The sequence below is a fragment of the Streptomyces sp. NPDC001514 genome, from assembly GCF_053597075.1.
The window spans coordinates 1-26,408 of record NZ_JBSFHO010000005.1 but is presented as its reverse complement, the minus strand read 5'-3'; the positions used below and the strand labels follow the sequence as shown (position 1 = coordinate 26,408).

Below are 26,408 nucleotides of genomic sequence, written 5' to 3'. Positions count from 1 at the left end.
CGGTGTTCGCCACCGTCCTGAAAGAGATCACCGGGTACTTCGACCGGCGCGCCCTGCTGTCGACCTTTCTGCCGACCCTGGTTGCCGCCGGCTCGCTCGTCCTGGCTGCCGTCCTGGCATCCCAGGACGCGAGCGCCGCCGCACGTGCCTGGGGCGGCCTTCCCGGCACCGTCCAGGTCGTCGCGATCGCGGGCTTCCTTTTCGCGGTCGCGCTGTGGTCGTTCGCCCTGGCCAACCTGCGCTCCCTGCTGGACCAGCTCTTCCAGGGCCGCTGGGGCGAGTCCGCCCCCGCCGCGGCGCTGGCCAGCCGCCGCACCGCCCGGCTCCGCACCGAACGGACCCGCGACGTCACCGAGGACGAGCGCCTCGAAAGGATCGAGACGGCCCTGCTGACCGCCGTCGAAACTCTGCCCCGCCCGGGTGGCCCGGTCCGCCCCTTCCCTGGCGACCCGGCCGCCGAACTACCCACTGCCGAGACCGCCTGGTCCGACGCTGCCGCTCTCCCGGCGGACGCCGCGGCCGACGTCCTGCCCGGCCTGAGCACCCGGCTGGCCGACCTGGCCGACAGCGGCGACCCTGTGCTGGACGACCCGCGCTTCGCGCGGCTCGTGGCCTCCGCCACAGAACTCACCGAGCGCCGCCTCCAGGACGTCCGCTCCCGAAGGGCGTCGGTCCAGCAGCGGTTGTTCGTGCTCTACCCCGCAGACCCCGTCGAGGTGGCCCCCACTCGGATCGGCAACATCCTGCTGGCCGCCGAGCAGCATCCGCGTCTGCGCTACGGGCTGGACCCGGTCGTCGTCTGGTCCCGCCTCCAGCCGCTGCTGCCGGACGCCTTCGCCGCCTTGCTCAAGGACGCCAAGGCCGCCCTCGACCTGATGCTCACTCTGACCGTCTACCTGCCGGCCGTCGGCGCCCCGATCGCACTCCTTGCCGCAGCGAACGCCCGCCTCGACGGAAGCGCTCTGGCCTGGGCAGTGCTCGTCGCGGCGCTGCTCACCGTCGCTGCCCTGCCCCGACTGGTCCGCCCCCGTCCGGCCGCGGCTGCCAGCGTGGTCGTCCTGGCCATCCCGGCCCTCCTCGCAGCCCTGACCGGCCCCCCGACCGGCTTGGCCGCCTCCCTGCTGCGCACGGCCGTAGCGGTCACGCTCCTGGCGGGCCTCGCGGGGCTCACCGCGATCGTCCACGCGGGCGCCCGGGAGGCCGCGCTGGCCTTCTCCGACCAGCTCAAGTCGGCATTCGACCTGCACCGTCGCCGGGTGTTGCAGGAATTCGGCCTTGAATCCCCCGCCGACCTCGCGGCCGAACGCGCACTCTGGCTGGACCTCTGCCGGTTCCTCTACCGGGGCGACCAGCCTGTCTCGGCGGCCTTCCGCTACCGTGACGACCCGCCACCTGACCCTTGAGCCCCGGCAACGGGGCCGCGTCGTCCTGCGGAAACAGGGACCACCCAAGGCGTCGCCGTCAGGGTTTGTTCGAGGATGGCGGAGGTGGGTGCTGGTGCTCAGTGCGAGGCGCTTTTTGAGGTTGGGATGGATCTCGCCGTAGGGGGTCATGTTGCGTGAGCTTGAGGCGGGGTGAAGATAGTCATCGTTCCCCGAAAGTCCCTGTTCAGCGAGGCAGCAGGATCACGTGGCCGGCCCGAGGTCGGCGAGGCGGGCTTCGAGGTCGGCGACGCGACAGTCCTGGAAACGGAGGTTGGGAGCCCAAGGACTGCTCTTCCTCGCGCTCACCGACGGCAAGGGCCGCTGCTGTGGATCTCCGCGGCCCGCCCGGGACGCTGCAGCTGATCGCGTCCGTCCGCGCGGCCTGCCAACACGCCTTCGCGCACCCGAAGAACTGGCGCATCCTCACCAAGCTCCGCCTTCGCGCCCGACAGGCCACGGGGCGCTGTTGCGCGCCCTGCTCGTCCTGACGAACCTCGAAGTCAAGGTCAGAACACCACGCTCCAGCCCTCCCGCCGCGCCTGCTGCTCCGTGTACGACACTCCGTGCACCTTCAGGCCGGCCGCGTTCAGGAGCGTAAGTGCGCCCCCGCGGTTGCCCAGTTGCACCTGCGGCGTGAGCGGTGCCGTCAGGGTCGCCGCGGCGGCCAGACGGATGGCCGGGAGCGGGCAGGTGTGGCCGAGGCGGTCCTTGAGGTGCCAGCCGGTGAGGTCGATGGGGTCGGGGGAGGCGTTGAGGAGGGTGACGTGTTCCGCCTCGGGGGCCGGGCCGCTCGGGTTGACCAGGGCCGCCACGATGCGCACCGGCTCGCTGCCCGGTTGGGGGCGGGAGCCGTTGGTGTCCAGGGCGTGGCCGGTGACGTCGTCGGTGTGCCAGGACTGGCTCTGGAAGGCGAGGAAGATCCCCACCCAGCGGTCCTGCCCTGGGAAGTGCAGGAGCAGGGCGCCGTCCTGCCATACGCCGTCGTCCTCGCGGAAGCGGGGGCTGTTGCCCTGGTTCATGTGGATGTCGTGCACACCGTTGCCGGGGCGGAAGCCGAACACCTTGTCCGGCACGCCCGGTTCGGGGCCCCAGCGCTCCCCGAAGACGTACAGCCGAGCTCCCGTATCGGCGATCGCCCGGCGCGTGTAGTGGTCGAGCAGGTCGGCCAGGTCGTTGTCGGGGCCTTCGGCGTCCGGGGGCAGCGGGCGCATGGTGGCGGGGTCGAAGAGGTTGCCGCGCACGAAGTCGAGGCCCGGGCCGCCGGGGCCGGGCGGCAGCGTGTTCCAGCCGGAGGTCAGGCCGGTCAGGCGTTCGGTGACCGGGTGGCGGAAGTCGTCCTGGACGACGTACAGCAGCTCGGAGGGCGTCTCCTGGGAGAGCACATTGATGGAGGCGCGGTAGGAGGTGCCCGCGTCGTCGGCGAGATGGATCTGGAAGTGCGGGCTGTCGGCGGCGCCCTCGCGGCGGGTGTCACGGGCGCGGGCGACGAGGACTCCGTAGGACTTGAGCGGCATGGCGGACAGCCTCCTGTGGTCGAGGGGCGGGGTCGGGTCCGCGAGGCGGCCTCACGGTGAAAGCGGGATGACGTCCATGAAGACCGTGCGCTCGGCGAGGCCGACGGCGGGCGGGGCGTCGCCCTCCGGTACGCCTGCGTCGAGGGAGACGCGTTCGACTTCGCGGACGACCAGGCGCACCGGTCCCGGCGGCGGGACCAGCTCGGCGAGCCACAGGCCGACGGGGCCCACGACCTGCTGGCCGGGCACGCGCTGCCAGCCGGGCAGCGGCTGTTCGCCCGCGGTGGTGAACTCGCCTGCCGTGCCCGGCGGGCACTGCTCCAGGGCGGCGACCACACAGGTGGCCATCCCTTCGGGGGCGAGGCCCTCCAGGAGCACCCCGATACCGCTTGCGGAGCGCCGCACATGCAGGGTGCGGTCCGGCAGCAGTTGCACCATCTCCGTGCGCACGACGGTGGACAGCTCCAGGCCCGGCAGGCTGGCCTCCTGATAGCGGGCCACGGCCAGCTGCACGAAGGGGCAGTAGGAGGCGGCCGCGGGGACCGGCAGTTCGATGTCCGCGCACCAGCGACCCAGTTCACCCTGGTACGTCACCTCATATGGGATCGCGGTGACCTGTTCGAGGGCCTCGGCGAGCGGGAGGGTCGGGTAGCGGCTGGGCGGCAGGGCGGAGCCGGTGAACATGAACGCGGTGGCATCCGTCGGCGGCAGCGGGGTCGGATGGATCGGGTCGCGCCGCACCCGGGTGACGTACGGGCGCCGCACGTCGGAGGGTTCGGCCTCCGGCGGTGCGACGAGGACGGCGAGGCGCTCGCCCTCGCCCGAGCTGTACCAGGGCCGGGCCAGCTCGACACGGAGCCGCCCGCCGTACCGGGCCCGCTTCAACTCCTGCCATCCGGCTTCCAGTTCGCGGCCCTCCCAGCGGAAGGCGGGCGTGACGGCCAGGACCACCGGGGCCGCGGGCCGGGCCGAGCTGGGGACGCTGACCGGGCCCAGCTCGGCGGAGGTGGCGCGGTAGGGGGTCTCGTCGACGCCGTCGCCCGGAGGTGGGGCGAAGCAGTCACGGAAGCGGGTCAGCGCGGTCAGGGAGTAGCGGATGCTGCGGTGGCGGGTGTCGGTGAACTGGTGTCGCAGCGCGGGGATTTCGGTGGCGGTCAGGTCGAGGCGGACGGACGTCACCTGCTCGGTGAGCTGGGCTGTGCCGGGGCCCTGTGCGTCATCGTCGCGGTACTCGGTCCACGCGGCCGCCAGGTCCAGCTGGGCGGAGCTGGCCACGTCGACGTTCATCAGGGTGTGCGTGGTGTCCGTGTCGACGAGGTCGGTGTGGGTGGCGCCGAGGGTGCGTTGCGCTTGGAGCGCGGCGTGCGGGACCTTGAGCGGGCGGCGTACGGCGTGCACCAGGTGCAGGGTCCGGGCCGGGCTGACCATGGGATGGCGGCCGTCGCGGACCAGGTCGATGACCTCGCCGAGATCGAGCGCGGCCTGTTCACCGCCGGGCTTCGCTTCCTTGCCTGTCCGCCCGTCGCCATTGTGCTCGTGCTCGTGCTGGTGGCGGTCGAGCTCGAGCCAGCTGCTCATTTCGAAGTCGATGATCTCCTGGTTGGCCAGTGACGAGGTCAGTTCCAGACGCATCTGCCGGCCCGGTTCCAGCTTGACCGCGAGGGTGGCGCCGTTGTCGGTCCACTCCACCGGAGCGTGGCCGGCCTGTCCGGCGGCGACCGGGTGCAGGACGACGGTCTTGGCGCGGAAGTCGGGCCAGCGGCCGTCCGGGACGGCCCAGGCCTTCTCGGCATAGGCGCCGCCGGACGCCATCCCCGGCTCCTCGCGCACGTAGGCGGCGACGCCCTCGCAGGCGGGGTCGGGCAGCCAGCTGTAGGTGCCGTCCTCGGTGTAGGTGCACGGGGCGGTGGCACGGCGCAGCCACGCGGCGCACGTCTCGTCGGTGTGGCCGTCGAAGGCGCCGTGCTGCTCGGCGAGTTGGAAGGAAGCCGGCGGGGGCAGCAGCATGCGCCGGTCGTTGGCCGGATAGCCGGCGGTGAACGACTCCGCCGGCAGCGCCGGCTCGGCCTGCGGATCGCTGCGCACGATGAGGCGGTCCAGCATGCCGCCCGGCCCCAGCGCTTCCGGTTTCAGTACGTCCGTGCCGGTGCCCTTGCCTCTCGTCAACAGTCCTGTGGGTACGGCTAGTTCGGCCGGAAGCACGGGTTCATGGCGGGCGTAGAGCACCTCCGGGGAGGCGCCCTCGCTGATGCCCGGTTCATCGAGCGTGAGCCCGCCGCCCGCCAGGTCGGCGACCCGGATGCGCATCTCGTACTCGCGGCCGAACCGCAGCTCGGGCAGGCCCACCGGGCTGAACTCCCAGCGGAAGGCGAAGGGCAGCGGCGCCCGGTCGACGGCCAGGTCGGGGGGCGGTGCGTCGAAGCGGGGCGGCGGGCACACCAGGCTCCAGCCGTTCCAGCGGGCGACCACCTCGTCGGTGCGCAGCGTCGGTGTGCCGGAACTGCGGTCGACAACCGCCCCGTTGGCCTTGATCTGGCCCTCCTCCTCGTCCGGCGCGGTGATCGGATGGTCGGCGTCGGCGAAGTAGGCGGCCCGGCGGCGGCTCAGTGAAGCCCATGCGCCGTCGCTGATGCGCACGTCCACGCGGTAGCCGAGCAGGAGGTCGTCCGCGTACAGCTCGGCGTCGCCCAGCGACTTGCGTACGGCAGATAGCTGCGCGGAGCGGGTGCGTTGCCGCAACCGCTCGGACCGCTTGACGTGCAGCAGGCTGATCCCCGCGGAGCGCAGCGCGGGCAGCGTGGCCGCGCCGTCCCGGGACTGTTGTGCGGCGCGCGCCGCGTCCTGCAGCCGGTCGAGGCCGGTGGCCACGTCGAAGGTGGCGAACTGCCAGTCGTCCCCGGCCAGGGGTACCAGACCAGCGCTGATCTCGGAGCCGTCGCGCGGCGCCGGCAGGAACAGCCGCGAGGTGAGCAGGTAGCGTGTCTGCGGGCAGGCCATGACCGGCCCGCGCTCGAGCTCCGGCCCGGGCGTGCAGCGGATGCGCAGCACCGCACTCCCGGACTGGGCTGCCCGGCCCAGCAGTTCCGTGGCGGGCAGCGTGAACTCCACGATCAGGCCGAGTGCGCGCAGCACGGCCGGATGCTCGCGCAGCAAGGACACCGCGCGATGGAAGTCGGGCGGCTCCTGTGCGGGCGGCGCCGGCTGTTCGTGGACGGCCTCGGGGGCGGGCACCGCCAGCGCGCGCAGGTGTGCCTCGACGGTCTCGGGTGCGGCGCCGGCCCGTGCGGCGTCGCGGTACAGGCTGCTGACGGTGTCCTGGTGGGCGGAGGTCTGTGTGACGTCGGGCGTGGGGTAGGCGGCGCGGGCCTGCCAGGGTTTGACCGTCGTGCCGGGCGCGAAGAACCGCTGCCACAGGCCCTGTTGGACCTGCTCACCGTCGCGGCGTACGACACCGGGCACCAGCTCGCCGGCCGCGCCGGGCTCCGGCGCGACCTCGACGTCCAGGGTGCAGCCGGCCAGCAGCGCCGGCCAGTCGGCCAAACCGGCGCCTTGCAGGGTGCCCGCCGGGCCACCGTCGAGGCGGGGCACGATCACCGCCCGCAGCACCGCCGCACCGCCGGGCGTGCGCCCACCCGGCACCGCCACCCACAGCAGCTCACTCATGACGCGAACGCCTTTCGATAGGCCGCCCAGTGTGCGGCGGTCGGCCCCGATTCCTCCGCCGCGTCCAACACCCCGTACACCGCCGGGTGTTGTTCGTCGCCGCCGGAGATGACCCACTCGCCGCTGTCCAGTTCGACGGAGTCGGAGTACAGGGTCAGGTCGAGTTCGAGGACGAGTGTGGCCCGGCCGACCAGACGGTTGCCGTCGCTGCGGTAGTCCAGCGAAATCATCAGCTCGACGGAGACGGACACCAGGCCGAGCACCTCGATGCTGCCGCCGATCCGCACGAACCCGGTGAGCGTGGCCCGGCCGTCGATGAGGGCGTAGCGGATGCCGCCCAGGACATGCACCTCACCGGAGGCGACGAGGAAGTCGACGGCCGCGGTGGCGCCGAACTCCAGGGAGATCTCCAGCCGGGACAGGCCCTCATGGGTCGCCTCCAGCTCGGCGTATCCGCCGCCGCCGAAGGCCAGCACGCTCAGATTGAAGGGCCGCTCGCGGGAGGCGAAGGCGATGGCCACCGAGACCGGATCGGTGTGGAAGGGCACCTTCACCGCGGCGCTGAAGCTCAGGCCCCGCATCACGAACGCCCCCGACTGCACGTCCGGCACCGGCAGCGTGTAGCGGGCGGTGATGCCGGCGGGGGAGACGTCGACGGCGGGGGCGGCCTGGCCGAGGTCGACCTTCTCCTGCAGCAGCTGCAGAAGTTTCAGATCGCCGAGAAAGGTGGCGTTCACGCCGGTGACCGCGAGGTTCGGCGCTCGCCCCGCCTCCTGGGTGAACTCGACCTTGTCGAAGGTCAGTTGGAGCAGGGGTTGGCCGGCCGGGATCTGCAGGCCGAAGCCGGTGACGGTGCAGGTGGTGGTCGTCACCGTGCCCGAACTGACCACCGTGAGCCACAGCTTGGGATCCACGCCGGCCCTGGCCTTGATGAACGGCGAGGGCTGCTCCGCGGCGCCGGTCCGGGGATCGGCTGCGGCGAGCGTGACCTCCTGCCAGGCCATGGTCACGGTGGGCGGCGCATGGTCGGGCAGCTCCGTGGTGATCACGGGAGCGCCCGGGACCTGCCGTACGAGATCGGCCAGGCTGAAGCCGAGCAGGGTGGCCCCCTCGGCGAACAGGTCCCGGGCGTCGAGGGATCGCAGACCGGCGGCCGAGACCAGACCGGCTGCCCGGGCGACGGCGTCGGCCTGGACGACGGGGGCCATCAGGCCGCCCGAGCGGTCCGTCTGCCGGGTGAAGTCGAGGCCGACCGACCGGCCGATGACCTCGACCGCGGCGTCGTCTCCCGCGTCCTCCATGACGCCGACGATGTCGTAAGCGATCGCCGCGGCGGGCCCCTGGGCGAGCAGGTCCCGGCTGAAGGCGAACAAGGCGGACCTGTCCTCGCCGAGCAGGGTGCGCAAGCCCGGCAGACCGGCCTCGAACGCCCACACCTTGAACGGCCCGGCCGCCTCTTCGGCGGCTCCGGGGGCGGGGCGCGGCGGGCCCAGGCGCGGCCGGAAGGAGCGGCCCTGGCGCACGGGCACGAGGTTGAGGCGGCGTACCTCCTGCACATCGCTGCTCTGTGGCTGACCGCTGCCCACCAGGTCCAGCTTCTGGGCCCCGGCCAGATCGACCACGCAACGGTCATGGGCGGCGTACTCGGTGCGCAGCGCCTCCTCGATCACCGGATCCGCCAGGGTGTCGTACGCCTCCCACACCGGGGTTCGAGGCAGCTGCTGGTCGCTGACGAACAGCATTGGCAGGGACATGCGCAGCTCGCCGCCGGGCCCCGCACAGCGCACCGGGAAACTCACGGGCTGGCAGTCTGCCGCGCGCGGCAGGAAGAACACCGGCAGCGGATCGTCCGGAGCGCTCTGCAAGAAGGCGATGCCTTCGCGCAGCAGTTGGGCGCTGGTGAACAGGCCGAGGTACTGCTGTGCCTCCTCCACGCCCTGCTGGGCGAGGTCCTCCAGCTGCGGGGCGTCGCCCATCGAGCCCCATAGGCCGCTGTTGCGCTGCAGCTCCCGCAGTTCCTCCTCGGTCCGGGCCAGCCCGTTCTGCAGGCCGGCCAGATCGGCCCGTGGCCTGCGTGCCGTCGTCCACTCCTCCGCCGAGGGCGGGTTCACGCCGGAGAAGACCCGGCCGAGCAGCTCCACGTCGGTGAACGGGAAGGCGCGCCGGTGCTCGGCGTCCTCGATCGGCCCCATGAACGGGTCGGTGACGGTGAGCGTGTACTGCTTGCGCAGCACGGCGATCGGGTCGCCCTCGTAGGGGTCGAAGACGCGGTCACTGATCTCGGTGTACTCCACTCGGAAGCCGAACGGGTACAGGATGCCCTTCAGCGCCGTACGCACCCGCATGTCCCGGCCCAGGACCGCCTCGTGGTCCCAGGCGAAGTCCGACCAGGTGCCGTGCGCGGTCAACGAGCCGCCCAGCGCGCTCAGTTCGAGGCGCTCCACGTTCGCCGGCCCGTGGTGGCGCACCAGGCGGCGCATCGCCTGGCCCAGTGGCACGGAGAACGGGTCGGTTCGGCCGGCGCTGTGTGGCACGAGGAGCAGACCGGCATCCGTGGCGTCCTTCGCCACGGTTGAGGAGCGCAGTCGGGTGCGCCACAGGCCCACAGCGCCGGAGGACGCGGCCTGCAGCGGCCGGGTGGGGTGCTCGCAGACCACGCGCGCAGCCGCCGTATCCGTATCCGTATCCGTGTCGGTATCGGTGTCGTCAGAGCGGGGCACGGGCGACATGACCAGCTTCCAGGGCAGCTCGATGGCCGTCCGGCCCTCGCCGCGGGCATCCGAGCCGGCCGCCACGGTGGCGCCGCGCAGCGCCCCCAGCACGCCCTCCACGCTCAGCTCGACCCGGCGCACCCCGCCCGGAGCGTTCGCTTCGGGGACGAACACGATGCGGCTCGCCTCGGCGAGCCGCGCCCCCCACACGCCGTACCCGTAGGTCTTGCCGGGATCCTCCGGCGGGGTCAGCGGAACCCCGTGCTGCCAGGCGGGCGCGGTCTGTTCGCCGATGTGCTGCGGCGGCAGGACCAGCGTCAGCTCGGCGTTCGCGGCCGTGGACTCCAGGACCGGAGGAGAGGCCTGGGTGCCCGGGTCGGCCAGCCGGTAGTGCGTCCAGTCGACGCCCATCACCACCAGGTCGTCGGGGCGCATCAACAGCGCCTTGACCATGGGTGGTTGGGGGGTGAGCCAGTCCGCGTCGGTGCCGGGCGGCGCGAGGGTGACGGGTGTGGGCTCGACGATCTCCCAGCGCCAGTCGATGAAGTCGTACCACCAGCGCAGCAGGCTCCCGTCGGGGAGCAGCCAGCACAGGGTGAACTGGCCCTGGCGGATCACCGCGGCCGGTTCGCCGACCGGGGCGCGGTCGAGAATCGTGCCCTCCACCCAGGTGCGTCCGGGGGCGTGCCACCACAGGTGACACAGCTCGCCGCGCTGCGTCCGGAAGATTTCGACGTGCTCGCGGTCCCAGCCGAACACCGGCGGCACATGGTCGAACTGGCCCGGGACCTGCGTGTCCGGCCCGTACCAGCGGCCCGGTGCGGGGTCGCCGTCCCACCCCCAGTGCTGCAGCCGGCCCTCCGGGTCGAGAGCGAACACATCGAGCCGGTCATCGCCCCACGACACGGCGCGTGGCACCGAGGTGACCGTGCCGCCCAGGCGTTCGACGAGGACGGTGTCCATGCCCCACGGCGGCGCCCACGCCAGGTGCAGCAGTCCGCCCGAGCCGTCCCGGGCGAACAGGTGCAGATCACGCGGGGCCCGCGCCATCACCACCGGCTGCCCGTACACGTAGATGTCGACGTCCTCGACCGGCTCCCACACCATGCCGCTCAGCGCCCAATGCCGCAGCTGATCCGAGCCGCTGCGCGCGAACACATCGATGCGGCCCGGCTCGCGGACCACCGCGACCGGGTCGTGCACCAGACGCCACTCCTCGCGGGTCTCCGGCCCCCACATCCGGCGCTCGGCGTCGTCCCACCCCCAGTGCTGCAGCCGCCCGTCGCCGCCGCGCGCGAACACGTCCAGCCGCCCGGCATCACAGGACAGCGCTACGGGATCCCCGGCCAGCATGCCGCCCAGGTCCGCCGGCCCCCACCAGGCGGACCCGTCGTCGCTCCACCAGTGGTGCAGCGTGTCCTGGCCGGAGCGCGCGAACACATCGAGGCGTCCCTCGCCCCGGGCGACCACGGCCAGGCGGCCCGGCATTCCGCTGAGCGTCATCGTCCAACTCCTTTGGGGCCGGGCCGGTCACACGGGGGCGTGGCCCACATGCCCGCCGAGGTCGAAGTGCATGACGTCACCGCTCTCGTGCGGGCCGAAGTCGCTGGCGCCCCAGCGCATCCGGCCCCGGCCGGCCAGCACCTTGTTGCCGACGTTGACCAGGGAGCACACCAGCTCCCGGCGCAGCGGGAGAAAGCCCCGGCAGGGGTTGCGGGTCACCGTCACCGGCTGGGCCGGACTGCCGAACAGCATCGGCACCCGGACCATTTCGTAGTCGCGCAGCATCTGCCAGTACAGCTCCTCCGCGCCCGGGAGATCCGGATGCAGGGCCAGCCAGTCGGAATCCGCGTACAGGTTCTGTTCCATCTGCGCGATGGCGTCCTCGGGCCTCATTGGCCGCTCGTCCCCACCGATCGCCTCGAAGGCACTGTCCCAGGCATCCAGGTATTCCACGTCGGGGATTGGGGGCCGCTCGATGTGCACCGGCTGCGCCGAGACCGCCCACCACAGATAGGAAGCCAAGGCGTCGGACACCAACTTGAAACGGTCGTACGTGGTTTCGATGCTGTCGCGCACCCGGATGCTCACATTGGCCGGCTGCCCGGAGCCGGTGAAGAAGGAGACGGCCCGGTCGTACACCTCGACGGCCCGCCGGCGCACCCTCTCGGCGTCCAGCGTGCCCGCTTCGCCGCCCAGGATCTGCCCTGTCCCGCGCCCGGTGCGGGTAACGATGTACGGACTCTGGTCGTAGTTCAGATCGACGGCCGACCCCGACCCGTGGAAGGCGTGGCCCGAACGCCAGCCGATGAGGGGCTCATTGAGCCCGGCCCAGGCGAGGAAGCCGCCCTCGGGCTGCCCCTGGTCCGTCCAGGTCTGCCACAGATCCTGCTCCACGGCGGTCAGCACCTGGGCCATGACGGAACTGACCCACTGGCCCGGGCGTACGGGCTGCCCGAGAAAGGTGAACTTGTCGTCCGTGCGGTCGTCGGCCATGTCTGCTCCCCCGAAGTCGTGGTCGTGTCCGGCGCTGGTGCGTCGCGGCGGCCGATGTGTGGCCTCAACGGTCCGGCCAGCGGCCGATGCCCTGCTCGTCGAGGAGCGCGGCCAGTGCCGCCACGGTCTCGGCGCCCACGCCGTCGACGCCCTTGGCGTCCGGCGTCTGCTGCAGGTGCTGGTCCCTTTGGAAGCGGGTCAGCGCATTGCGGGTGCCGCGCCCGAAGGCGCCGTCGAGTCCGTTGGGGTCGTACGCCGGCTCGCTGAGCCGTTCGGACAGCAGCTCCAGTGCCGTCTGGATACCGATGTCCAACGTCAAGGGAACCGGGAACCGGCCGGAACGCATGTTGTCGGCCAGCGACAGCGACGGGTCGTACACCAGCACCGAGAAGTCGCCCGGCTCGGGCGCCGCGATCCAGTCGGCCAGGGTGAACAGCAGGCCGTTGCGCACATTGCGGGGCCGCACACCCGGGTTGTCCCTCTCGCTCATATGGGACTCACGGGCCGCGGTACGCCAGTCACCGACGGCCACCGCGTCCAGGAAATGCGGGAAGTCGAATCCAGGCCCCAGCGCCCAGGCCATGCTGAACAGGGCGAGCTGCGCGTCGGCGGGCCAGTCCGCCAGCTTGCCCAGGGCCGGTCGGCCCTGAAGATAGGCCTCGTTGGAGGAGAGCTTGTCCCGCACCAGGGTGTCGATCGTCTCCTCGGAGATACGCAGCCGAGTGATCGCCTCGCGCTCCTCGATGGGCAGTTCGGCGGTGCCACTCGCCTTGACGGTGTCGTACTCCGCGTCGATCTGCTCATGGGAGGCGTTGCCGCCGCCGGCGAGGAACGTCCAGCCCAAGTCGTAGGCGTATGCCTGCAGATACGCCCTGCTGCCGATGGCGTCGGGGTCGTCGGCATCGAGGAGGTTTCCGATCCCGGTGGTCACCAGCTGCTTGCTGTCCAGGTACATGAAGCGCACCCGGCCCTCGAGGGGGACGGTGAACGCGGTGAACGCGTCGGCGACACTGGCATGCATGGCCCCAGCTCCTCGGGCAGGCACGGGGGTGTGCGTCGACCGGCAGCCCGAATGCTCCCGGCCGCCCCCGCACGGCCTGAGTGGCAGGGTCGGGCCGGGGGGTGCGGGGGGACACGAGTAGCGGGCTACTCGACTTCGCCGGGTGGTGGCTCGCGCCAGGACTGGGGCCCGGCGGCCTTGCCTCTCGCGGGTGCACCGGGCACCGCCGTGCGGCCACTCAATCGCGCGGCGGCACCGGGGCCAGGAGCGCGGACAGTTCCGTGCGTTGCGTGGTGCCCAACTTCGCGTAGGCGCGGTAGAGATGGCCCTCCACGGTGCGCACCGAGACGCCGAGCCGGTCGGCGATCTCACGGTTGGACAGGCCCTGCGCCGCGAGTGTGACGATCTCGCGCTCCCGGCCGGTCAGCGGCAGTGGGCGTACCGCCGCCGCGAGCGTCGGGGTGCGGGCGCCCTCGCAGGCCGCGGCGAGCAGCTGGGCCCGGGTCGCGGCGCTGCGGGCGGCGGCATTGAGTCCGGCCCGGGTGTGGGCGGACGCCGCCTGCGCGGCCGCGTCCGCCGCCGCCAGGACATCCCCCATGTCCGCCAGGCGGGCCGAGACCTCGAGCAGCGCCGCCCCGTCGTCGGCGGCCAGGGCGGCGGCCTGCGCCGCGGCCGCGGCGGCCCGAGGCCCCTGCATGCCGGAGGCCGCTTCGGCCAGCCGGCCGGCGAGCGTACGGTCGCCGAAGCACACCGCCACATGCAGGGCGAAGACTTCGTGCGCCATCTGGTCGTGCGAACGGGCCAGTTCGGCCGAGCGGTGAGCCTCGGTGATCGCCTCGCCGAGCGCGCCCTCGGCGGCGGCCACCCAGGCACGCGCCAGCAGCAGTTCGGGGTCCAGTAGGACCAGGCCGGGATGCCGCTCGCGCTCCAGTCGGGTCAGCGCGCGGCGGGCCTGTTCCGGCTGGCCGGACATGGCGAGCGCCTGGGTCAGGCTCATCAGACAGCGGTACGCGAAGCCCTGCGTGTCCACCGGCGCGAGACCGGCCCGCGCCTCGCGCAGCGCCCTGATCGCGGTGGCGAGACGGCCGCCGTACAGCGCGGCATGCCCGCTGAGCGCGCCGTCCATGAGCTGCAGCATCCCGGTCGCCTCGGCGCCCTGTGCTGCCCGGACCTCGGCGATCGCCTGCGCTTCATGGATCCGGCCTGCCCGCCGCAGCCCGGCCATGTGCAGGTCGCACAGGCCATACCCGGGCACCGCGGCATCGAAGGAGCGGGCCGCCGCCGCATAGGCCCGCGCGGCTACGGCCGCCGCCTCGTCGGCACGGCCCAGGTCGCACAGGCCCGCCACGTGGCCGAAGGAGGCCAACAGCAGGGCCTGGTCGGGCAGTTCCCCGCTGGCCAGCGCTGTGCGGGCGCACTCCACGGCCGCGTGCGGCCGGCCCAGAAACGCGTGGAACGCCGCACGCGCCCCCTCGATCACCCGCAGCGCCCCGGGGTCGGTGATGTCGCGCACCGCCTCGTCCAGGACGCTCTGGGCGCTGTCCGGACGCCGTCCCGGCCAGAACAGATTCGCCGCGCGCGGCACCGCCACCGTCAGCCGCTGGCCATCACTGGAGGCGTACTCGGCGAGGGCGGAGAGCTCGGCATCGGCCTCCGCGGCCCGGTTCTGCCAGGACAGCGCGTACGCCAGACACAACCGGGCCTCGAAGCCGCCCGCCGCGGCCGCGGCCCGCGCCAGCCGCTCCGACAACGACAGGTCGAAGAGGGCGATGGCCCGCTGCGCTGCCCGTGTGAGCAGTACCGGATCAGGCGGCAGGTCGGAGTCGAGGCTGAGCACCGCGCGACGCAGCGCGTCCTCGGCGCGGCGCGCTCCGGTGGCAGCCAGCGCGGTGGCGATGAGCCCGCGCAGTCGGCGGGTGCGCAGCCGGCCCAGACGGGCCCGCTGCAGCTCGCCGTAGAGCGGATGGGCCAGCCGGGCCTGCAGCCGTCGGCCGTCCTGGTCGATGCGGACCAGCCCCGCCGACTCGGCCTGCTCGATCGCCTCCGCGTCGGCCAGCGTTCCCAGCAGAGCCACCCCCAGCGGCTCCCCGAGGGCGAGCAGGTTGACCACCTGCTGCACCGGATCGGACAGCCGCCCCATCCGCGCATCCACCAACTCCGCAAGGCTGGGGGAGACTTCGGGACGCCCCGACCAGCGCCACACCCCTTCGGTCCGCCACAGCCGCAGCGCCTCCAGCTCGCTGTCCACCAACTGCCGCAGAAACAGGGCGTTTCCCCGGGTCAGCTCCCAGATCGCGGACGCCGCCGCCCGGTCTAGGGGTCCGTCGAGGACCGCTTCGAGCAGCGCGGCCGTCTCCTCCTGCGACAGCGGCTGCAGCTCCAGGCGGTCCAGATGGCCTTCCTTCCACAGCGCGGTCACCGCGTCGGGCGCGGGCGCCCCACTGCGCAGGGTCACCACCACGGCGGCCTGCCCCCGCACGGCCATCTGATGGACGAGCAACGCCGACAGATCATCCAGCAGATGGGCATCGTCCACACCGATCACCGCACCGCCCGGGCCGGCCCCCGCCACCAACGCCTCGGCGGCCTGCGCCACCACCCCCGCCGGATCCGCGGCCGGGGAAGGGAGCACCCCCGCGAACGCCCCCAGCGGCAGCGCCCGCGCGGAGGCCGTCGCACTCGCCGACACCACCTTGGCCCCACGCCGCTCGGCCGCCGCGAGCACCTCCCACGCCAGCCGCGTCTTGCCCACCCCGGAGGCCCCCGCCAGAACCATCCCGCGGGCCCCATCCCTACGCCGCATCGCCGCCTCAACGAAACGCAGCTCCTCGGCCCGCCCCGTCAACGGCCAGTCCCGCCCCATGCGCGAATGGTAGGACGATGGGCCGCTATTTCAGGCCGAAACGTGCTACGTCGCCTCGGAGGGTGGCGCCCTGTGCCGCAATGCGGCAAGCTTCGCCTCCGCCAACGCCAACAGCGGGCCCAGCGCCTCGAGTTCAATGCCCAGCCGAGCGGCGATCATCTCATCGGCCACCTCGGCATTGCGCAGCCGCAACGCCAGCGCATACCCCGCAGGCAGCCTGGCCAGCGCATCCTCGCGCGGATCCCTCGGCGCGGACATGCGGCCACGGTGGCGCGAGCGGGGCGGGGGCGCACGAGTAGGGGGCTACCTCATCCCCGGCACGCACGCCCGCTCTGGTCGAGCAGCAGCCCGCGTCCGCTGCCCCGGAGTGGTCCCCACGGCGTACGCAATTGCTGATGCCGTACTAGAAATACGCCACGAGCACACCAGCGGCCCCTGAATTCGTCACCAGCGCCGTTGGATGGACGGCTTCTCCCCACCCCGCACGCGGCCGGACCGGACATGTGCAAGCAGGAGCCGGCCTGCTAGCACAAGGGATTTGGGGACCAGTTGGGGACCACACGGTGTGCGCGGTGGCGAGCGGCCTGGGTGTTCACGCACAACTCATGCCCAGAATTAGTCCGTTTTATCGTGGTGATCACCTTGGTCCTCACTCCTGGGGGTCAAGGGGTCGCAGGTTCAAATCCTGTCGTCCCGACTTGCGAAGTCGCAGGTCAGGGGTCATGTCGGAATAGTCCGGCACGGCCCGTTGATTGTTTCCGGCTCGCTGGATGCCTTGCAGCACGGACATTACGGCGTGCTTCCCCGCCGTCGACACGCAGTAGTGACCCCGCATTCATTTGGCGTCAAAAGTGTGACGGGCGCGGATTGCCTGACCGGTTCCCAGTTGCCGTGAATTCCCGATTGGTTGAGCGCCCTCGCTCGGAATGTGCGATCGGCGCGCGAACCATTCCTTGCAAGCCGAGTGGGCGCGGCGGACGGTCGCGACCCGTGCACTTCCCCAATTCCCTTCCGTGGTGCGGCGTCCGCTCCTGTCCTCTCCCCGTCGACAGTTTCGTTGACAGTGGGCCAGTGAAGGAGGAGGGTGGAAATGACCCGAAAGTCCAATTTATAACTAATTGCTCGGAGGTGCATGAAGATGCGCCGCAGGATCGTTGCCGCAGTCTCCGCAGCAGCCGCAGGGCTGGCCATCGGCGTGATACCCGTCAGTGGAGCGAATGCCTCGAGTGACCTGAGGGATCACTACAGCTGCTCGGACTGGCGGTACAGCGGGTGGGACGACAGCGACGACTGCGATGACGATGACGACTACGACAACGACTACAGGGACTACGACAACGACGACGACGGCCGTGGCGGCAATGGCGACGACAACGGGCGTGGCGGCAATGGCGACGACAACGGGCGTGGTGGGAACGGCGACCACGACAACGGTGGTCGCGGCGGCGATGGCCATGACGGCGGCGGTCGCGGCGGCGACGGCGGCGGCGACGGCGGCGGCGGAGGTCGCGGCCGGTGAGCGCACATAGCTGATGTCGACACAACAGGCCACGGGCCCGGATCACCACCGGGCCCGTTTTCCTGTGGCGAGTCGTCAGGGCGTTTCGTCGGCGAACGACTGCCGGCCCCCTGGCGTGAAGTGCTGAACGATGGTTCACTTCTTCCCATGGCCTATCGCAAGACCCCCGCTGTCCAGGACCGGCTGACCGCCGCCCGTGAGCGGCTCGTGGACGAGGCGATCACTGTCGTCGCCGAAATGGGCTGGTCGCAGGCATCCGTGACCGCGGTGGCCGCGGCGGCAGGTATGTCGGTCGGGTCGGTGTATCAGCACTTTGCGTCGAAGGCGGCGCTCGCCGTGGAGGTGTTCCGCCGGGCTGCCGGGCGGGAGGCCGACGTCCTCGGTGAGGTGCTGCGCGACAGCGAAGGGGATCCGGTCGAGCGGCTCACGCACGGCGTGACCGTCTTCGCGAGACGTGCCCTGGAGAGCCGGGGCGTGGCGTATGCCCTGCTCGCCGCGCCGTCCGAGCCCGCCGTCGAGTCCGAGCGGCTGGAGTTCCGGCGGCGCTATCGCAGCATGTTCGCCGAAGTGGTCCGGGAGGGCATCGCGGCCGGACTGCTGCCCGAGCAGGACCCGGAGGTCACCGCGGCGGCGCTCACCGGGGCGATCGGTGAGGTGCTCGTCGATCCGTTGTCCGGGCCTGCCGAAGGGGCCGACGGCGACCGTCTGGTCGCCGAGCTCGCCGCCATGTCCCTGCGCTGCGCGGGTGCCCCGCCAGCCGCGCCGCCCCGTGAGTTGGAGGACTCCGATGCGCAGTAATCCCGTACGCACCCACCAGGTGACCAACCAGGTGCCGCCCCTCGTGGGACACGACGTGGCGGACGACCCGGTCCTGCTGGAGGGCGTACGGAACGAGGGCGCCGAGTGGTACGAGGAGGACCTGCACCGCCTGGGCCGGCTCGCCGGTTCGGAGGAGGCGCGGCGCTGGGGGGACGAGGCCAACCGGTACGAGCCGGTGCTGCGCACCCATGACCGGTACGGCAACCGCATCGACGAGGTGGACTTCCACCCCTCGTACCACGCCCTCATGGACGTGGCCATCCGCGAGGGCCTGGGCGGCACGCCCTGGGCGGAGGACAAGCCCGGCGCCCACGTCGCGCGCGCGGCCGGCCTGATGGTGTGGGGTTTCACCGATCAAAGCCATCTGTGCCCGGTGTCCATGACGTACGCCGTCGTCCCCGCCCTGCGGCACGCCCCGGAGCTGGCGGCCACGTACGAGCCGCTGCTCACCGGCCGGGTGTACGACCCCGGGCTGCGCGCCCCCGAGGGCAAGCCGGGCCTGCTGGCCGGAATGGGCATGACCGAGAAGCAGGGCGGCTCGGACGTACGAGCCAACACCACGGTCGCCGTCCCGCAGCCGGACGGCACCTGGCGGCTGCGCGGCCACAAATGGTTCACGAGCGCGCCGATGAACGACATCTTCCTGGTCCTCGCCCAGGCGTCCCCCTCCCAGGGACAAGGCGGCCTGTCATGCTTCCTGGTCCCCCGAGTCCTCCCGGACGGCAGCCGCAACACCTTCCGGATCCAGCGGCTGAAGGACAAGCTCGGCAACCGTGGGAACGCCAGCAGCGAGCCGGAGTTCGACGACACCGTGGCCTGGCTGGTCGGCCCCGAGGGGCGTGGGGTCAGGACCATCATCGAGATGGTCACCATGACGCGCCTGGACTGCATCCTCAGCTCCGCCTCCGGGATGCGCACCGCGCTCACCCTCGCCGCCCACCATGTGCGCCACCGCTCGGCGTTCGGCGCGCAACTCCTCGACCAGCCGCTGATGCGCAATGTCATCGCCGATCTCGGAATCGAGTCCGAGGCCGCGACGACCCTGGCACTGCGCGTCGCGGGCGCGGTCGACCGGGCGCAGCGCGGCGACGAGCACGAGCGGAGCTTCCTGCGCCTGGCCACGGCCGTCGCCAAGTACTGGGTGTGCAAGCGCCAGCCGGCGATGGTCGCGGAGGCGCTGGAGTGCCTGGGTGGCAACGGCTACGTCGAGGAGTCCGGCATGCCGAGGCTCTACCGGGACGCACCGCTCAACGGCATCTGGGAGGGCTCGGGCAATGTCGGCGCCCTTGACGTCCTGCGCGCGTTGACGCGTGAGCCGGACTCCCTGGAGGCCTTCGGCGCCGAGATCGCGGCCGCCGCCGGGGCGGACCGCCGCCTCGACGACGCCTGGCGACGGCTGCGCGACGAACTGCGGCCGGGCGAGGACGCGGAGCTGCGCGCCCGGTGGCTCGTCGAGCGGATGGCGCTGGTGCTCCAGGGCTCGCTGCTCGTCCGCCACGCCCCTGCCGCCGTCGCCGACGCGTTCTGTGCCTCCCGGCTGGGTGGGGACCAGGGGCTGGCCTTCGGGACGCTGCCGACGGGCGTCGACCGGGCCGGGATCATCGCCCGCTTGCCGGGCGCCGGCGCCTGGGCCTGAGCCGGCCACCGGAGCTTGAGCCGGGCACCGGAGCCTGAGCCCCGACCGGCTCCCGGGACGCGGACGGCGCCGTGCGGGGGGATCCTGAAGACAGGACCCCCGCGCGGCGGCGCACGGCCCGTGGGGAGCGGGTGAGGAGGTACGCCATGACCCGGAGGCTGGAGTGGCAGGTCGGGCTTGTCCTCGTCGAGGAGGACGGTACGACGAGGGCCCGGGCCGTGCTGGAAACCGGCACCACGACCTACACCGGCCACGGCGTCGCCCGGTGCAACCCCCAGGACGTGGACGTCCCGGAGATCGGCGACGAACTCGCGGCGAGCCGTGCCATGAAGGACCTCGCGACCCAGCTGATGCGCGTGGCGAACCGCGACCTCGAGAGCGTCGGGGCCGGACCGGAGGACGGGCTCGTCCCCTATGGCTGGCCCGAGGCCGCGACGTAAGGCCGCGACGCAGAGCTGCGAGCCAGAGCTGCGAGCCAGATCTGCGCGCGTACGGCCCGGCCGTCAGAGGGTGTAACCGCTGCCGTACGGGGCGTACAGGTCCAGCAGACGTATCCGCGCCGCGTGCAGCCGGTGCGCGAGCACTCTGCCGACCCACTGCCCGATCGCGGACCCGAACGCCGGGTCGGCGTCCATCATCATGCGTACGGTCACCGCGTCGAACTCCTGGGCGCGGACCGGCGTCATCGCCTCGGCGCTCAGCTGCCACACATAGGGCGGGAACAGCCACGACCAGCCCACGAGTTCACCGAAGCCGAGGTTCTCGATCACGGCCGGCTGCCGTCCCGGCACCGCCATGTGAAGGGTGACCGTGCCGGACCTGATGATCCAGAAGCGGTCCGCCCTGCGGCCCTCCTCGAAGACGTGGGCCCCTTCGGCGAACTTGACCTCGTCGGCGATTTCCAGCAGTCGGCCACGATGCTCGGCCGATAGGGCGGCTGTCATACGGATGGAAGAGTAGTCGCTCATCGCTGGGCCTCCGTTCCGAGCGCCGGCTCACCTCAAGCGTCGCACGGCCGCACGCGGTCTGCGGTGCTCAGGATCGCGCCCGGAGCGCTATGTGCCGGCGGCCGCGGCATCCCTGAGCGCGTCGAGCAGGACCCGCAGCGCGGGTTGGGCCGGTGCGGACTCCCGTACCGCTGCGTGGATGGCCCGCACCGGCTCCGGGCGCCGCACCTTGCGCACGACGACGCCGGGATGCGCGTTCCGCAGCCCGACCAGCGGGATCAGGCTGATGCCGAGCCCGGCCGCGACGAACCCCTGCGCCGTGGCGTAGTCCTCGCTCTCGACCACGAACTCCGGGGCGAAACCGGCGGCGGAGCACGCGTCGAGCACGGCATCGAGGCAGGGCCCGGGCCACTCACTGCCCACCCAGGGCTCGTCGGCGAGATCGGCCAGGTCGAGCACGCGCTTCGCGGCGAGCGGATGGCCCTTGGGCAGGACGGCGCGATAGGGATCGTCCAGCAGATGCTCCAGGCGGATGCCGTCGACGGGACGGCCGTGCGTGCGGACGACGAGGGCCACGTCGGCCCGGCCCTGCTTGACGTCCGGCAGGGGGTCGTCGGGGTCGATCAGCCTCAGGTCGACCTGCACGCCCGGGTGGTCACGGCGCAGACGGGCGAGCGCGGGGGCCACGAGTGGTGCGCCGACCGTGGCGAAGTAGCGGACCGACAGCCGCCCCGTACGCCCCTCGCGCAGATCGGCCAGCGCCGTCTCCGCCTCGGCGACCTGGCGGCTGATCGCGGCGGCGTGCTCCGCGAGCAGGAGCCCGGCCGTTGTGGGCCGGACGCCACGACCGACCCGTTCGAGCAGCGCCATGCCTGCTTCCTTCTCCAGGGCCGCGATCTGCTGACTGACGGCGGACGGCGTGTACCCGAGGCGGGTGGCCGCCGCCGTCACCGAGCCAGTGCTGACGACCGCCCGCAGGACCTGCATCCGCCTCACATCGAGCATGTAGGACAGGTTAATCGTTCATGCAGAACATTTCACTTGTCCTGCCGAGTCAGGTGAGTGACCGTTACCTGCGAGCACGACGAACGCGACCAAGGCGAAGAACGCGACGAACGCGATGGGCGTCGACGAGCAACAGCGGGCAGGGGAGAGACCACATGACGAGCGGCGGCGGGCGAGGAACAGCGGTACGGATGGGCGTGCTCGCCCTGCTCTGGGGGTCCGGCTTCCTGTGGATCAAGCTGGCCCTGAACCACGGCCTGACCCCACTCCAGATCACCGTCGCCCGCTGCGTGCTCGGCGCGGCGGTCCTGCTCGCGCTCGCCTGGTCCGCCCGGCAACGACTGCCGCGCGACCGGGCGACCTGGGGCCGTCTCGTCGTGGCCGCCTTCTTCTGCAACGCCCTGCCGTTCTTCCTGTTCAGCATCGGCGAGCAGACCGTCGACTCCGGAGTGGCGGGCGTGCTCAACGCGACAACTCCGCTGTGGTCGCTGCTGATCGGCATCGCGATCGGCACGGAACGCGGGGGCGCCCTGCGTCCGGTCCGGCTGGGCGGGCTTCTGCTCGGCTTCGCGGGCACGCTGCTGATCTTCGCGCCCTGGCAGCAGAGCGGTCTGATCGGCTGGGGTGCCCTCGCCCTCCTCGCGGCCGCGGCCAGCTACGCCGTCGCCTTCGCGTACATGGGCCGCAAGCTCACCGGCAGGGGCACGGCCCCCATCGCCCTTTCCGCGGCCCAGCTCGTCACCGCCAGCGCTTTGAGCGCGCTCGCCGTGCCCGCCGGGGGCGGGCTCACGGCCGTACGCCCCGACGCGGCCGCCCTGATCGCCGTCACCGTCCTGGGGATCTTCGGCACCGGGCTCACGTTCTACCTCAACTACCGCCTGATCGCCGACGAGGGCGCCACGAGCGCCGCCACGGTCGGCTATCTGCTGCCGGTCGTCTCGGTGGCGCTGGGGGCGGTCGTACTCGACGAGCAGATCGGCTTCCGGGTCGTCACGGGCATGGTCGTCGTCCTCGTCGGCGTCGCCATGACACGGAGGCGCGACGCGAAGTACACGGACGCGAGCGCAGTGGACGCCAAGGGGCCGGCCACCGAGGGACCGGACGCCAAGGGACGGGACGCGGAGGGACCGGACACGGAGGGACGGGACGCGGAGGGACCGGGGGAAGCGCCGTCCGTCACTGCGGCGGCCAGTCCTTCGTGATCTCGAAGCTGTGGGTCTCCCGCCCGAGCTCCTGGCCTTCCTTGTCCACGAACGTGCCGGTGACCTGATACACGTCACGTGCCAGATGTCCGGTCGGCAGATGCTCCGCCGGCAGCACGACCTCGTAGGGGCCACCGCTCCGGTAGTCACCCAGCAGCGTCTCCCTGTGGGTCATGGTCACCCCCTGCCTGCTGCGCTCGTCGATGACCCTGAGCCCTTCGATGTCGTGCCGGCAGCGGACGGAGAACGCCAGTCGCACCCGGAACTCCGTGCCTTCCCTGAGCGTGAGCGGGGCCGGCCGCGGCCGTTCGTCGTCCGGGTCGCCCTGGTCCTCAGGAGGCAGCGGTACCGGGATGTCGGGACGGCCCTCCACCTGGATCGTCACAGCCACCAGCTCGAAGTCACGGGGTGAGTTCATCGCGTACGCCAGCTTTCGCCGCTCATGGGAAGGAAGGGCCCGTATTCAGCCTAGTCATCGGAGTGCGGGTGGGCCGGTTGCCGGACGGCGGAAGCGGGGAGTGGTGGGCGGTGTCATAGTCGGGGGTGTCACGGGGGGCTGCACGGACCAGGAGAACGGGGCATGGGGTCAGCAGGGGACGGATGGCCGGGGAGTGCCGGCGCAGGCGGTCGGTTCGGTGTGGAGGTGCGGCCGGGGCCCGGGCCGGGGGTCGTGGTGGTCTCGGTTGCGGGTGAGCTCGACCATGACACGGCCGATCCGTTGCGTTCGGCCCTGGACGAGGCCATTGGCGGTGGTGCGCGGCGGATCGTGGTCGACTGCTCCGGGTTGTTGTTCTGTGATTCGACCGGTCTGAACGTGCTGCTGCAGGCTCGTCTGGCCGCGCGGGAGGCGGATGCCGGGGTGGAGCTTGCGGCGTTGCGGCCCCAGGTCGCCCGGATGTTTGCCATCACGGGCGCCGGGGCGGTCTTTCCCCGGTATGCGAGCCTCGGTGAGGCGTTGGCGGAGCGTCGGCAGGAGTAGCCGTGAGTGCGGCCCTTCCGGCGCAGGGGCAGACCCGCAGACTCGCATTGTCGGGGCCTGGGGGCGCTGTCGGGCGCTGTCGTGACTTCAGCCGTGCCGCGCTCGCCGACTGGGGGTGGATCCCGGACGGGGGTACGGACGAGGAGCCGTACGCCTGGCTGGAGTCGGACACGGCGTACGAGGCGTACGAGGTGGACGAGGCGGCCGAGTGGCGGGCCGTCGCGGAGGACGTCCTCATGGTCGTCTCCGAGCTCGTCACCAATGCCTGTCTGCACACCGACGGGCCACAGGAGCTGGTGCTGCACTGCACGGCCGAGCGGCTGCGTATCGAGGTCAGCGACGCGAGCCCGGTCCCTCCCCATCCCCGCCCCCATGCGGACCCGGCGATCCCCGGCGGCCACGGGCTGATCGTGCTCGGACGGCTCGCCCGCGCCTGGGGCTCCACGCCGCACGGCACGGGCAAGAGGGTGTGGGCCGAGATCACGGCACCCCGCCATGTGTAGGCCCTGTCAAGCGCCGCCTTTCCGGTGGGGCCGCGGACGCCGTGCACGCGCGCCAGGGGCGGGGGTCCCGTTGCTGTACTCGATACCGTCGGCGCTGCCGGCGTCGCCGGGGCCTATGCCCTTGCCCGCGCACTCGTCGCGCAGTTGCTCCGCCTTGCGGCGCAGCCGCGCCCGGTGCTCGGGATCGTTGCAGCGCTCCGCGCCGCGGCTCAGCTCCTCGGCCATCACCCGCAGCTCCTCGGGCGTCCTGACGGGTTCACCTGCTGGCGTCATGGCTCCTCCTTTCGGGGCCATGTGCCAGGCAAACACGGCAGGGTGACATCCGCATCACATGTCATCGCTCTGCGTGACGGTCATGGGGAGGGCCGTCCGTCGCCGCCGCTCCCCCGGCCGGGCGGCACGGACGGCGGGTTCCCGTCAGGGCAGGTAGCGCTCCAGCGCCGCGGCGCCCTTCTCTGCTATCTCCTTGCGGGCGCGTTCCAGGTTCGCCGGCGTCGGCTCGCGGCCGGACGCCATCACCAGGTCTTCGGGGTCGAACGGGCGTTCCGATCCGGTCCAGATCCGTATCGGCGCCCGCTTGCTCTCCGGCTCTGCGCTCTTGTCCTGCGTCATTTGTGCCTCCGGGGCGATCCGGTGTCGAAAGGCTGACTACCAGCATCAACCCGTATCGCCCGAAGTGCAGCCCGACGTGAGTACGGATACGGTGCGTGCCGACACGGCGACGGACCGGGTATCGCCGTCGCGACACTCCGGCCCGTCGTCAGCCGCCGGCGGCCCGTACGGCCCGCTCAGGCGATCGACGCCGAGACGATCGCCGCCACCGCGAGATTGCAGGACGCCGTCACCCACACCGCCGGGTGCGGCTCCGGGTCGACCAGCGTCGCCCCCAGCTTCCCCGGCGTGACCAGGTCCACGATCAGGAACGCCACGGCCATCAGCACCAACCCCAGCACACCGAACGCGGCCGTCGAGGCGAGGCCCTTGCCGAAGTCGTCGTACGTCGTCCAGATCGAGGTGAAGACGATGCCGCCGATGCCGAGGAGCGCGGAGCTCAGCAGAACCGACGCGTTGCGGTTGCGCTCCTCCCAGATCTGCCGGCCGAGCTTGCCGGGCGTCAGCACGTCCACCAGGACGATGCCGAGGATCAGCAGGACCACGCCGAGGGCACCGTATGCGGTGGCCCGGCCAAGTCCGTTGACTATGTCCGTCATTGAGAAGCCAGTCTCCGTATCGAAAGATGATCGTGGTCAAGGCGCGGCAAAATGTATCGCACGGTCTGCGCGCACCCCAGGGCACGCCTCCCCCCGACCCCGTCACCCGGTCGGCCCAGCAACACTGAGTTGCGGCTCCGCCCGGCACCGAGAGTGGGAGACGTACACGCCGTCCCGCACCAGGAGACCCTCATGGCATGCCTCAACCGACGTGACCTCGGCCTTCTCGCCCTGCGCGTGGGGACCGGAACGGTCCTCGCGGCGCACGGCGCACAGAAGCTCTTCGGCTGGTTCGGGGGCGGTGGACTCGAAGGCACGAGCAAGGCGATGGAGGCCATGGGCTACCGGCCGGGAAAGCAGAGCGCCATCGCCGCGGGGCTGGGCGAGGCGGGCGGCGGAGCACTGCTCGCCGTCGGGCTGGCCACCCCGGCGGCCGGGGCGGCAGCGGCGGGCGCCATGGCAGGTGCGGTGGCCGTGCACTTCCCTGCCGGGTTCTTCGCCCACGCCGGCGGCTACGAATACCCGGCCTTCCTCGGCTTCACCGCGGCTGCCATCGGGCTGGCGGGACCCGGCCGTTACTCCCTCGACCACGTCACCGACCACCGCCTGGACCAGGCATGGACGGTGGCGGTGGCCTTCATCGGCAGCGCGCTGGCCGCGGCGGCGGTCCTCCGCAAGCGGGCCGGCAACCAGGCGGACGAGGCACCGAGCAGTGAGGGTGCCCCGAGCAGTGAGGGCGACGCGGGCTAGCCCCTTGATCCGCTGATTCGGAAGACAGGCCCTGGGCCCTGTCCGTTCGACCGGCCCGGACAGGCCCTAGCTGTATTGATCACGAGCGTTGTTAACAGTGCTGGGTCTTGATCATGGCGAAGACCTCCGGTGTGGTGGAGGTGTCTAGGCTCCACACCACGCACGG

Annotated in this window: 22 protein-coding genes; 9 read left to right on the top strand and 13 right to left on the bottom strand. The window is 71.9% G+C overall.

What is annotated here, in order from left to right; translation table 11 throughout:
- Positions 1-2: 2 nt before the first annotated feature.
- Positions 3-1,403, top strand: coding sequence for a hypothetical protein (locus ACWCXB_RS07820; RefSeq protein ID WP_450720161.1), 1,401 nt, complete (start codon positions 3-5; stop codon positions 1,401-1,403).
- Positions 1,404-1,930: 527 nt separating this feature from the next.
- Here the strand turns inward: ACWCXB_RS07820 and ACWCXB_RS07815 are convergent.
- The 7 genes from ACWCXB_RS07815 to ACWCXB_RS07785 form a co-directional block, all read right to left on the bottom strand.
- Positions 1,931-2,938, bottom strand: a complete 1,008-nt coding sequence (locus ACWCXB_RS07815; RefSeq protein ID WP_450720159.1) for a DUF2278 family protein — start codon at positions 2,936-2,938, stop codon at positions 1,931-1,933.
- A gap of 51 nt (positions 2,939-2,989) precedes the next feature.
- Complete coding sequence (locus ACWCXB_RS07810; protein WP_450720157.1) at positions 2,990-6,601, bottom strand: hypothetical protein; 3,612 nt, start codon at positions 6,599-6,601, stop codon at positions 2,990-2,992.
- Complete coding sequence (locus ACWCXB_RS07805) at positions 6,598-10,815, bottom strand: hypothetical protein (protein ID WP_450720155.1); 4,218 nt, start codon at positions 10,813-10,815, stop codon at positions 6,598-6,600. The genes ACWCXB_RS07810 and ACWCXB_RS07805 overlap by 4 nt, the downstream gene beginning before the upstream one ends.
- Before the next feature lie 27 nt (positions 10,816-10,842).
- Positions 10,843-11,808, bottom strand: a complete 966-nt coding sequence (locus ACWCXB_RS07800; protein WP_450720153.1) for a hypothetical protein — start codon at positions 11,806-11,808, stop codon at positions 10,843-10,845.
- A gap of 64 nt (positions 11,809-11,872) precedes the next feature.
- On the bottom strand, positions 11,873-12,829 hold the full coding sequence (locus tag ACWCXB_RS07795) for a peptidoglycan-binding domain-containing protein (protein WP_450720152.1): 957 nt from the start codon (positions 12,827-12,829) through the stop codon (positions 11,873-11,875).
- A gap of 217 nt (positions 12,830-13,046) precedes the next feature.
- On the bottom strand, positions 13,047-15,671 hold the full coding sequence (locus ACWCXB_RS07790) for a LuxR C-terminal-related transcriptional regulator (RefSeq protein WP_450720150.1): 2,625 nt from the start codon (positions 15,669-15,671) through the stop codon (positions 13,047-13,049).
- Between the two features lie 45 nt (positions 15,672-15,716).
- Positions 15,717-15,929, bottom strand: a complete 213-nt coding sequence (locus ACWCXB_RS07785; RefSeq protein ID WP_450720148.1) for a hypothetical protein — start codon at positions 15,927-15,929, stop codon at positions 15,717-15,719.
- 874 nt (positions 15,930-16,803) lie between these two features.
- On the opposite strand from ACWCXB_RS07785, the gene ACWCXB_RS07780 reads away from it, so the two are divergent.
- From ACWCXB_RS07780 to ACWCXB_RS07765, 4 genes are all read left to right on the top strand, one after another.
- On the top strand, positions 16,804-17,190 hold the full coding sequence (locus ACWCXB_RS07780) for a hypothetical protein (RefSeq protein ID WP_450720146.1): 387 nt from the start codon (positions 16,804-16,806) through the stop codon (positions 17,188-17,190).
- A 147-nt stretch (positions 17,191-17,337) separates the two neighbouring features.
- Positions 17,338-17,988 (top strand): TetR/AcrR family transcriptional regulator, encoded by a 651-nt coding sequence (locus ACWCXB_RS07775; protein WP_450720144.1) that lies wholly within the window; start codon positions 17,338-17,340, stop codon positions 17,986-17,988.
- On the top strand, positions 17,978-19,645 hold the full coding sequence (locus tag ACWCXB_RS07770; protein WP_450720142.1) for an acyl-CoA dehydrogenase family protein: 1,668 nt from the start codon (positions 17,978-17,980) through the stop codon (positions 19,643-19,645). The genes ACWCXB_RS07775 and ACWCXB_RS07770 overlap by 11 nt, the downstream gene beginning before the upstream one ends.
- A 146-nt stretch (positions 19,646-19,791) precedes the next feature.
- Complete coding sequence (locus tag ACWCXB_RS07765) at positions 19,792-20,085, top strand: DUF1876 domain-containing protein (protein WP_450720140.1); 294 nt, start codon at positions 19,792-19,794, stop codon at positions 20,083-20,085.
- A gap of 63 nt (positions 20,086-20,148) precedes the next feature.
- Here ACWCXB_RS07765 and ACWCXB_RS07760 read toward each other — a convergent pair whose 3' ends face one another.
- Together ACWCXB_RS07760 and ACWCXB_RS07755 are read right to left on the bottom strand one after the other, a co-directional pair.
- Positions 20,149-20,613 carry a Crp/Fnr family transcriptional regulator gene (locus ACWCXB_RS07760; protein ID WP_450720138.1) on the bottom strand — a complete coding sequence of 155 codons (465 nt, stop codon included), beginning with the start codon at positions 20,611-20,613 and terminating at the stop codon, positions 20,149-20,151.
- Positions 20,614-20,700: 87 nt separating this feature from the next.
- Positions 20,701-21,597, bottom strand: a complete 897-nt coding sequence (locus ACWCXB_RS07755) for a LysR family transcriptional regulator (RefSeq protein WP_450720136.1) — start codon at positions 21,595-21,597, stop codon at positions 20,701-20,703.
- Between the two features lie 155 nt (positions 21,598-21,752).
- Between ACWCXB_RS07755 and ACWCXB_RS07750 the strand changes: the two genes are divergently transcribed.
- Positions 21,753-22,799 carry a DMT family transporter gene (locus ACWCXB_RS07750; protein WP_450720134.1) on the top strand — a complete coding sequence of 349 codons (1,047 nt, stop codon included), beginning with the start codon at positions 21,753-21,755 and terminating at the stop codon, positions 22,797-22,799.
- Here ACWCXB_RS07750 and ACWCXB_RS07745 read toward each other — a convergent pair.
- Positions 22,774-23,217, bottom strand: a complete 444-nt coding sequence (locus ACWCXB_RS07745; protein ID WP_450720132.1) for a hypothetical protein — start codon at positions 23,215-23,217, stop codon at positions 22,774-22,776. The genes ACWCXB_RS07750 and ACWCXB_RS07745 overlap by 26 nt on opposite strands.
- 162 nt (positions 23,218-23,379) lie before the next feature.
- Here ACWCXB_RS07745 and ACWCXB_RS07740 point away from each other — a divergent pair, with 162 nt between their 5' ends.
- Positions 23,380-23,778 (top strand): STAS domain-containing protein, encoded by a 399-nt coding sequence (locus ACWCXB_RS07740; RefSeq protein WP_450720130.1) that lies wholly within the window; start codon positions 23,380-23,382, stop codon positions 23,776-23,778.
- Positions 23,779-23,780: 2 nt separating this feature from the next.
- Complete coding sequence (locus ACWCXB_RS07735) at positions 23,781-24,281, top strand: ATP-binding protein (RefSeq protein WP_450720128.1); 501 nt, start codon at positions 23,781-23,783, stop codon at positions 24,279-24,281.
- Positions 24,282-24,287: 6 nt separating this feature from the next.
- On the opposite strand, the gene ACWCXB_RS07730 is transcribed toward ACWCXB_RS07735, so the two are convergent.
- The 3 genes from ACWCXB_RS07730 to ACWCXB_RS07720 form a co-directional block, all read right to left on the bottom strand.
- The gene (locus ACWCXB_RS07730) at positions 24,288-24,554 is read right to left on the bottom strand and encodes a DUF6381 family protein (protein ID WP_450720126.1); all 267 of its coding nucleotides are present in this window, start codon (positions 24,552-24,554) and stop codon (positions 24,288-24,290) included.
- 144 nt (positions 24,555-24,698) lie between these two features.
- On the bottom strand, positions 24,699-24,893 hold the full coding sequence (locus ACWCXB_RS07725) for a hypothetical protein (protein ID WP_450720124.1): 195 nt from the start codon (positions 24,891-24,893) through the stop codon (positions 24,699-24,701).
- A gap of 176 nt (positions 24,894-25,069) precedes the next feature.
- Positions 25,070-25,492 carry a DUF350 domain-containing protein gene (locus tag ACWCXB_RS07720; RefSeq protein WP_450720122.1) on the bottom strand — a complete coding sequence of 141 codons (423 nt, stop codon included), beginning with the start codon at positions 25,490-25,492 and terminating at the stop codon, positions 25,070-25,072.
- A gap of 192 nt (positions 25,493-25,684) precedes the next feature.
- On the opposite strand from ACWCXB_RS07720, the gene ACWCXB_RS07715 reads away from it, so the two are divergent.
- A complete protein-coding gene (locus ACWCXB_RS07715) occupies positions 25,685-26,242 on the top strand; it encodes a DoxX family protein (protein WP_450720120.1) in 558 nt (185 codons plus the stop codon).
- The last annotated feature ends 166 nt before the right edge of the window (positions 26,243-26,408 follow it).

Coding starts and splice junctions, on each gene's coding strand:
- ACWCXB_RS07815 (WP_450720159.1), bottom strand. CDS start 2,938: ATGCCGCTCAAGTCCTACGGAGTCCTCGTCGCCCGCGCCCGTGACACC.
- ACWCXB_RS07810 (WP_450720157.1), bottom strand. CDS start 6,601: ATGAGTGAGCTGCTGTGGGTGGCGGTGCCGGGTGGGCGCACGCCCGGC.
- ACWCXB_RS07805 (WP_450720155.1), bottom strand. CDS start 10,815: ATGACGCTCAGCGGAATGCCGGGCCGCCTGGCCGTGGTCGCCCGGGGC.
- ACWCXB_RS07800 (WP_450720153.1), bottom strand. CDS start 11,808: ATGGCCGACGACCGCACGGACGACAAGTTCACCTTTCTCGGGCAGCCC.
- ACWCXB_RS07795 (WP_450720152.1), bottom strand. CDS start 12,829: ATGCATGCCAGTGTCGCCGACGCGTTCACCGCGTTCACCGTCCCCCTC.
- ACWCXB_RS07790 (WP_450720150.1), bottom strand. CDS start 15,671: ATGGGGCGGGACTGGCCGTTGACGGGGCGGGCCGAGGAGCTGCGTTTC.
- ACWCXB_RS07785 (WP_450720148.1), bottom strand. CDS start 15,929: ATGTCCGCGCCGAGGGATCCGCGCGAGGATGCGCTGGCCAGGCTGCCT.
- ACWCXB_RS07780 (WP_450720146.1), top strand. CDS start 16,804: ATGAAGATGCGCCGCAGGATCGTTGCCGCAGTCTCCGCAGCAGCCGCA.
- ACWCXB_RS07775 (WP_450720144.1), top strand. CDS start 17,338: ATGGCCTATCGCAAGACCCCCGCTGTCCAGGACCGGCTGACCGCCGCC.
- ACWCXB_RS07770 (WP_450720142.1), top strand. CDS start 17,978: ATGCGCAGTAATCCCGTACGCACCCACCAGGTGACCAACCAGGTGCCG.
- ACWCXB_RS07765 (WP_450720140.1), top strand. CDS start 19,792: ATGACCCGGAGGCTGGAGTGGCAGGTCGGGCTTGTCCTCGTCGAGGAG.
- ACWCXB_RS07760 (WP_450720138.1), bottom strand. CDS start 20,613: ATGAGCGACTACTCTTCCATCCGTATGACAGCCGCCCTATCGGCCGAG.
- ACWCXB_RS07755 (WP_450720136.1), bottom strand. CDS start 21,597: ATGCTCGATGTGAGGCGGATGCAGGTCCTGCGGGCGGTCGTCAGCACT.
- ACWCXB_RS07750 (WP_450720134.1), top strand. CDS start 21,753: ATGACGAGCGGCGGCGGGCGAGGAACAGCGGTACGGATGGGCGTGCTC.
- ACWCXB_RS07745 (WP_450720132.1), bottom strand. CDS start 23,217: ATGAACTCACCCCGTGACTTCGAGCTGGTGGCTGTGACGATCCAGGTG.
- ACWCXB_RS07740 (WP_450720130.1), top strand. CDS start 23,380: ATGGGGTCAGCAGGGGACGGATGGCCGGGGAGTGCCGGCGCAGGCGGT.
- ACWCXB_RS07730 (WP_450720126.1), bottom strand. CDS start 24,554: ATGACGCCAGCAGGTGAACCCGTCAGGACGCCCGAGGAGCTGCGGGTG.
- ACWCXB_RS07725 (WP_450720124.1), bottom strand. CDS start 24,893: ATGACGCAGGACAAGAGCGCAGAGCCGGAGAGCAAGCGGGCGCCGATA.
- ACWCXB_RS07720 (WP_450720122.1), bottom strand. CDS start 25,492: ATGACGGACATAGTCAACGGACTTGGCCGGGCCACCGCATACGGTGCC.
- ACWCXB_RS07715 (WP_450720120.1), top strand. CDS start 25,685: ATGGCATGCCTCAACCGACGTGACCTCGGCCTTCTCGCCCTGCGCGTG.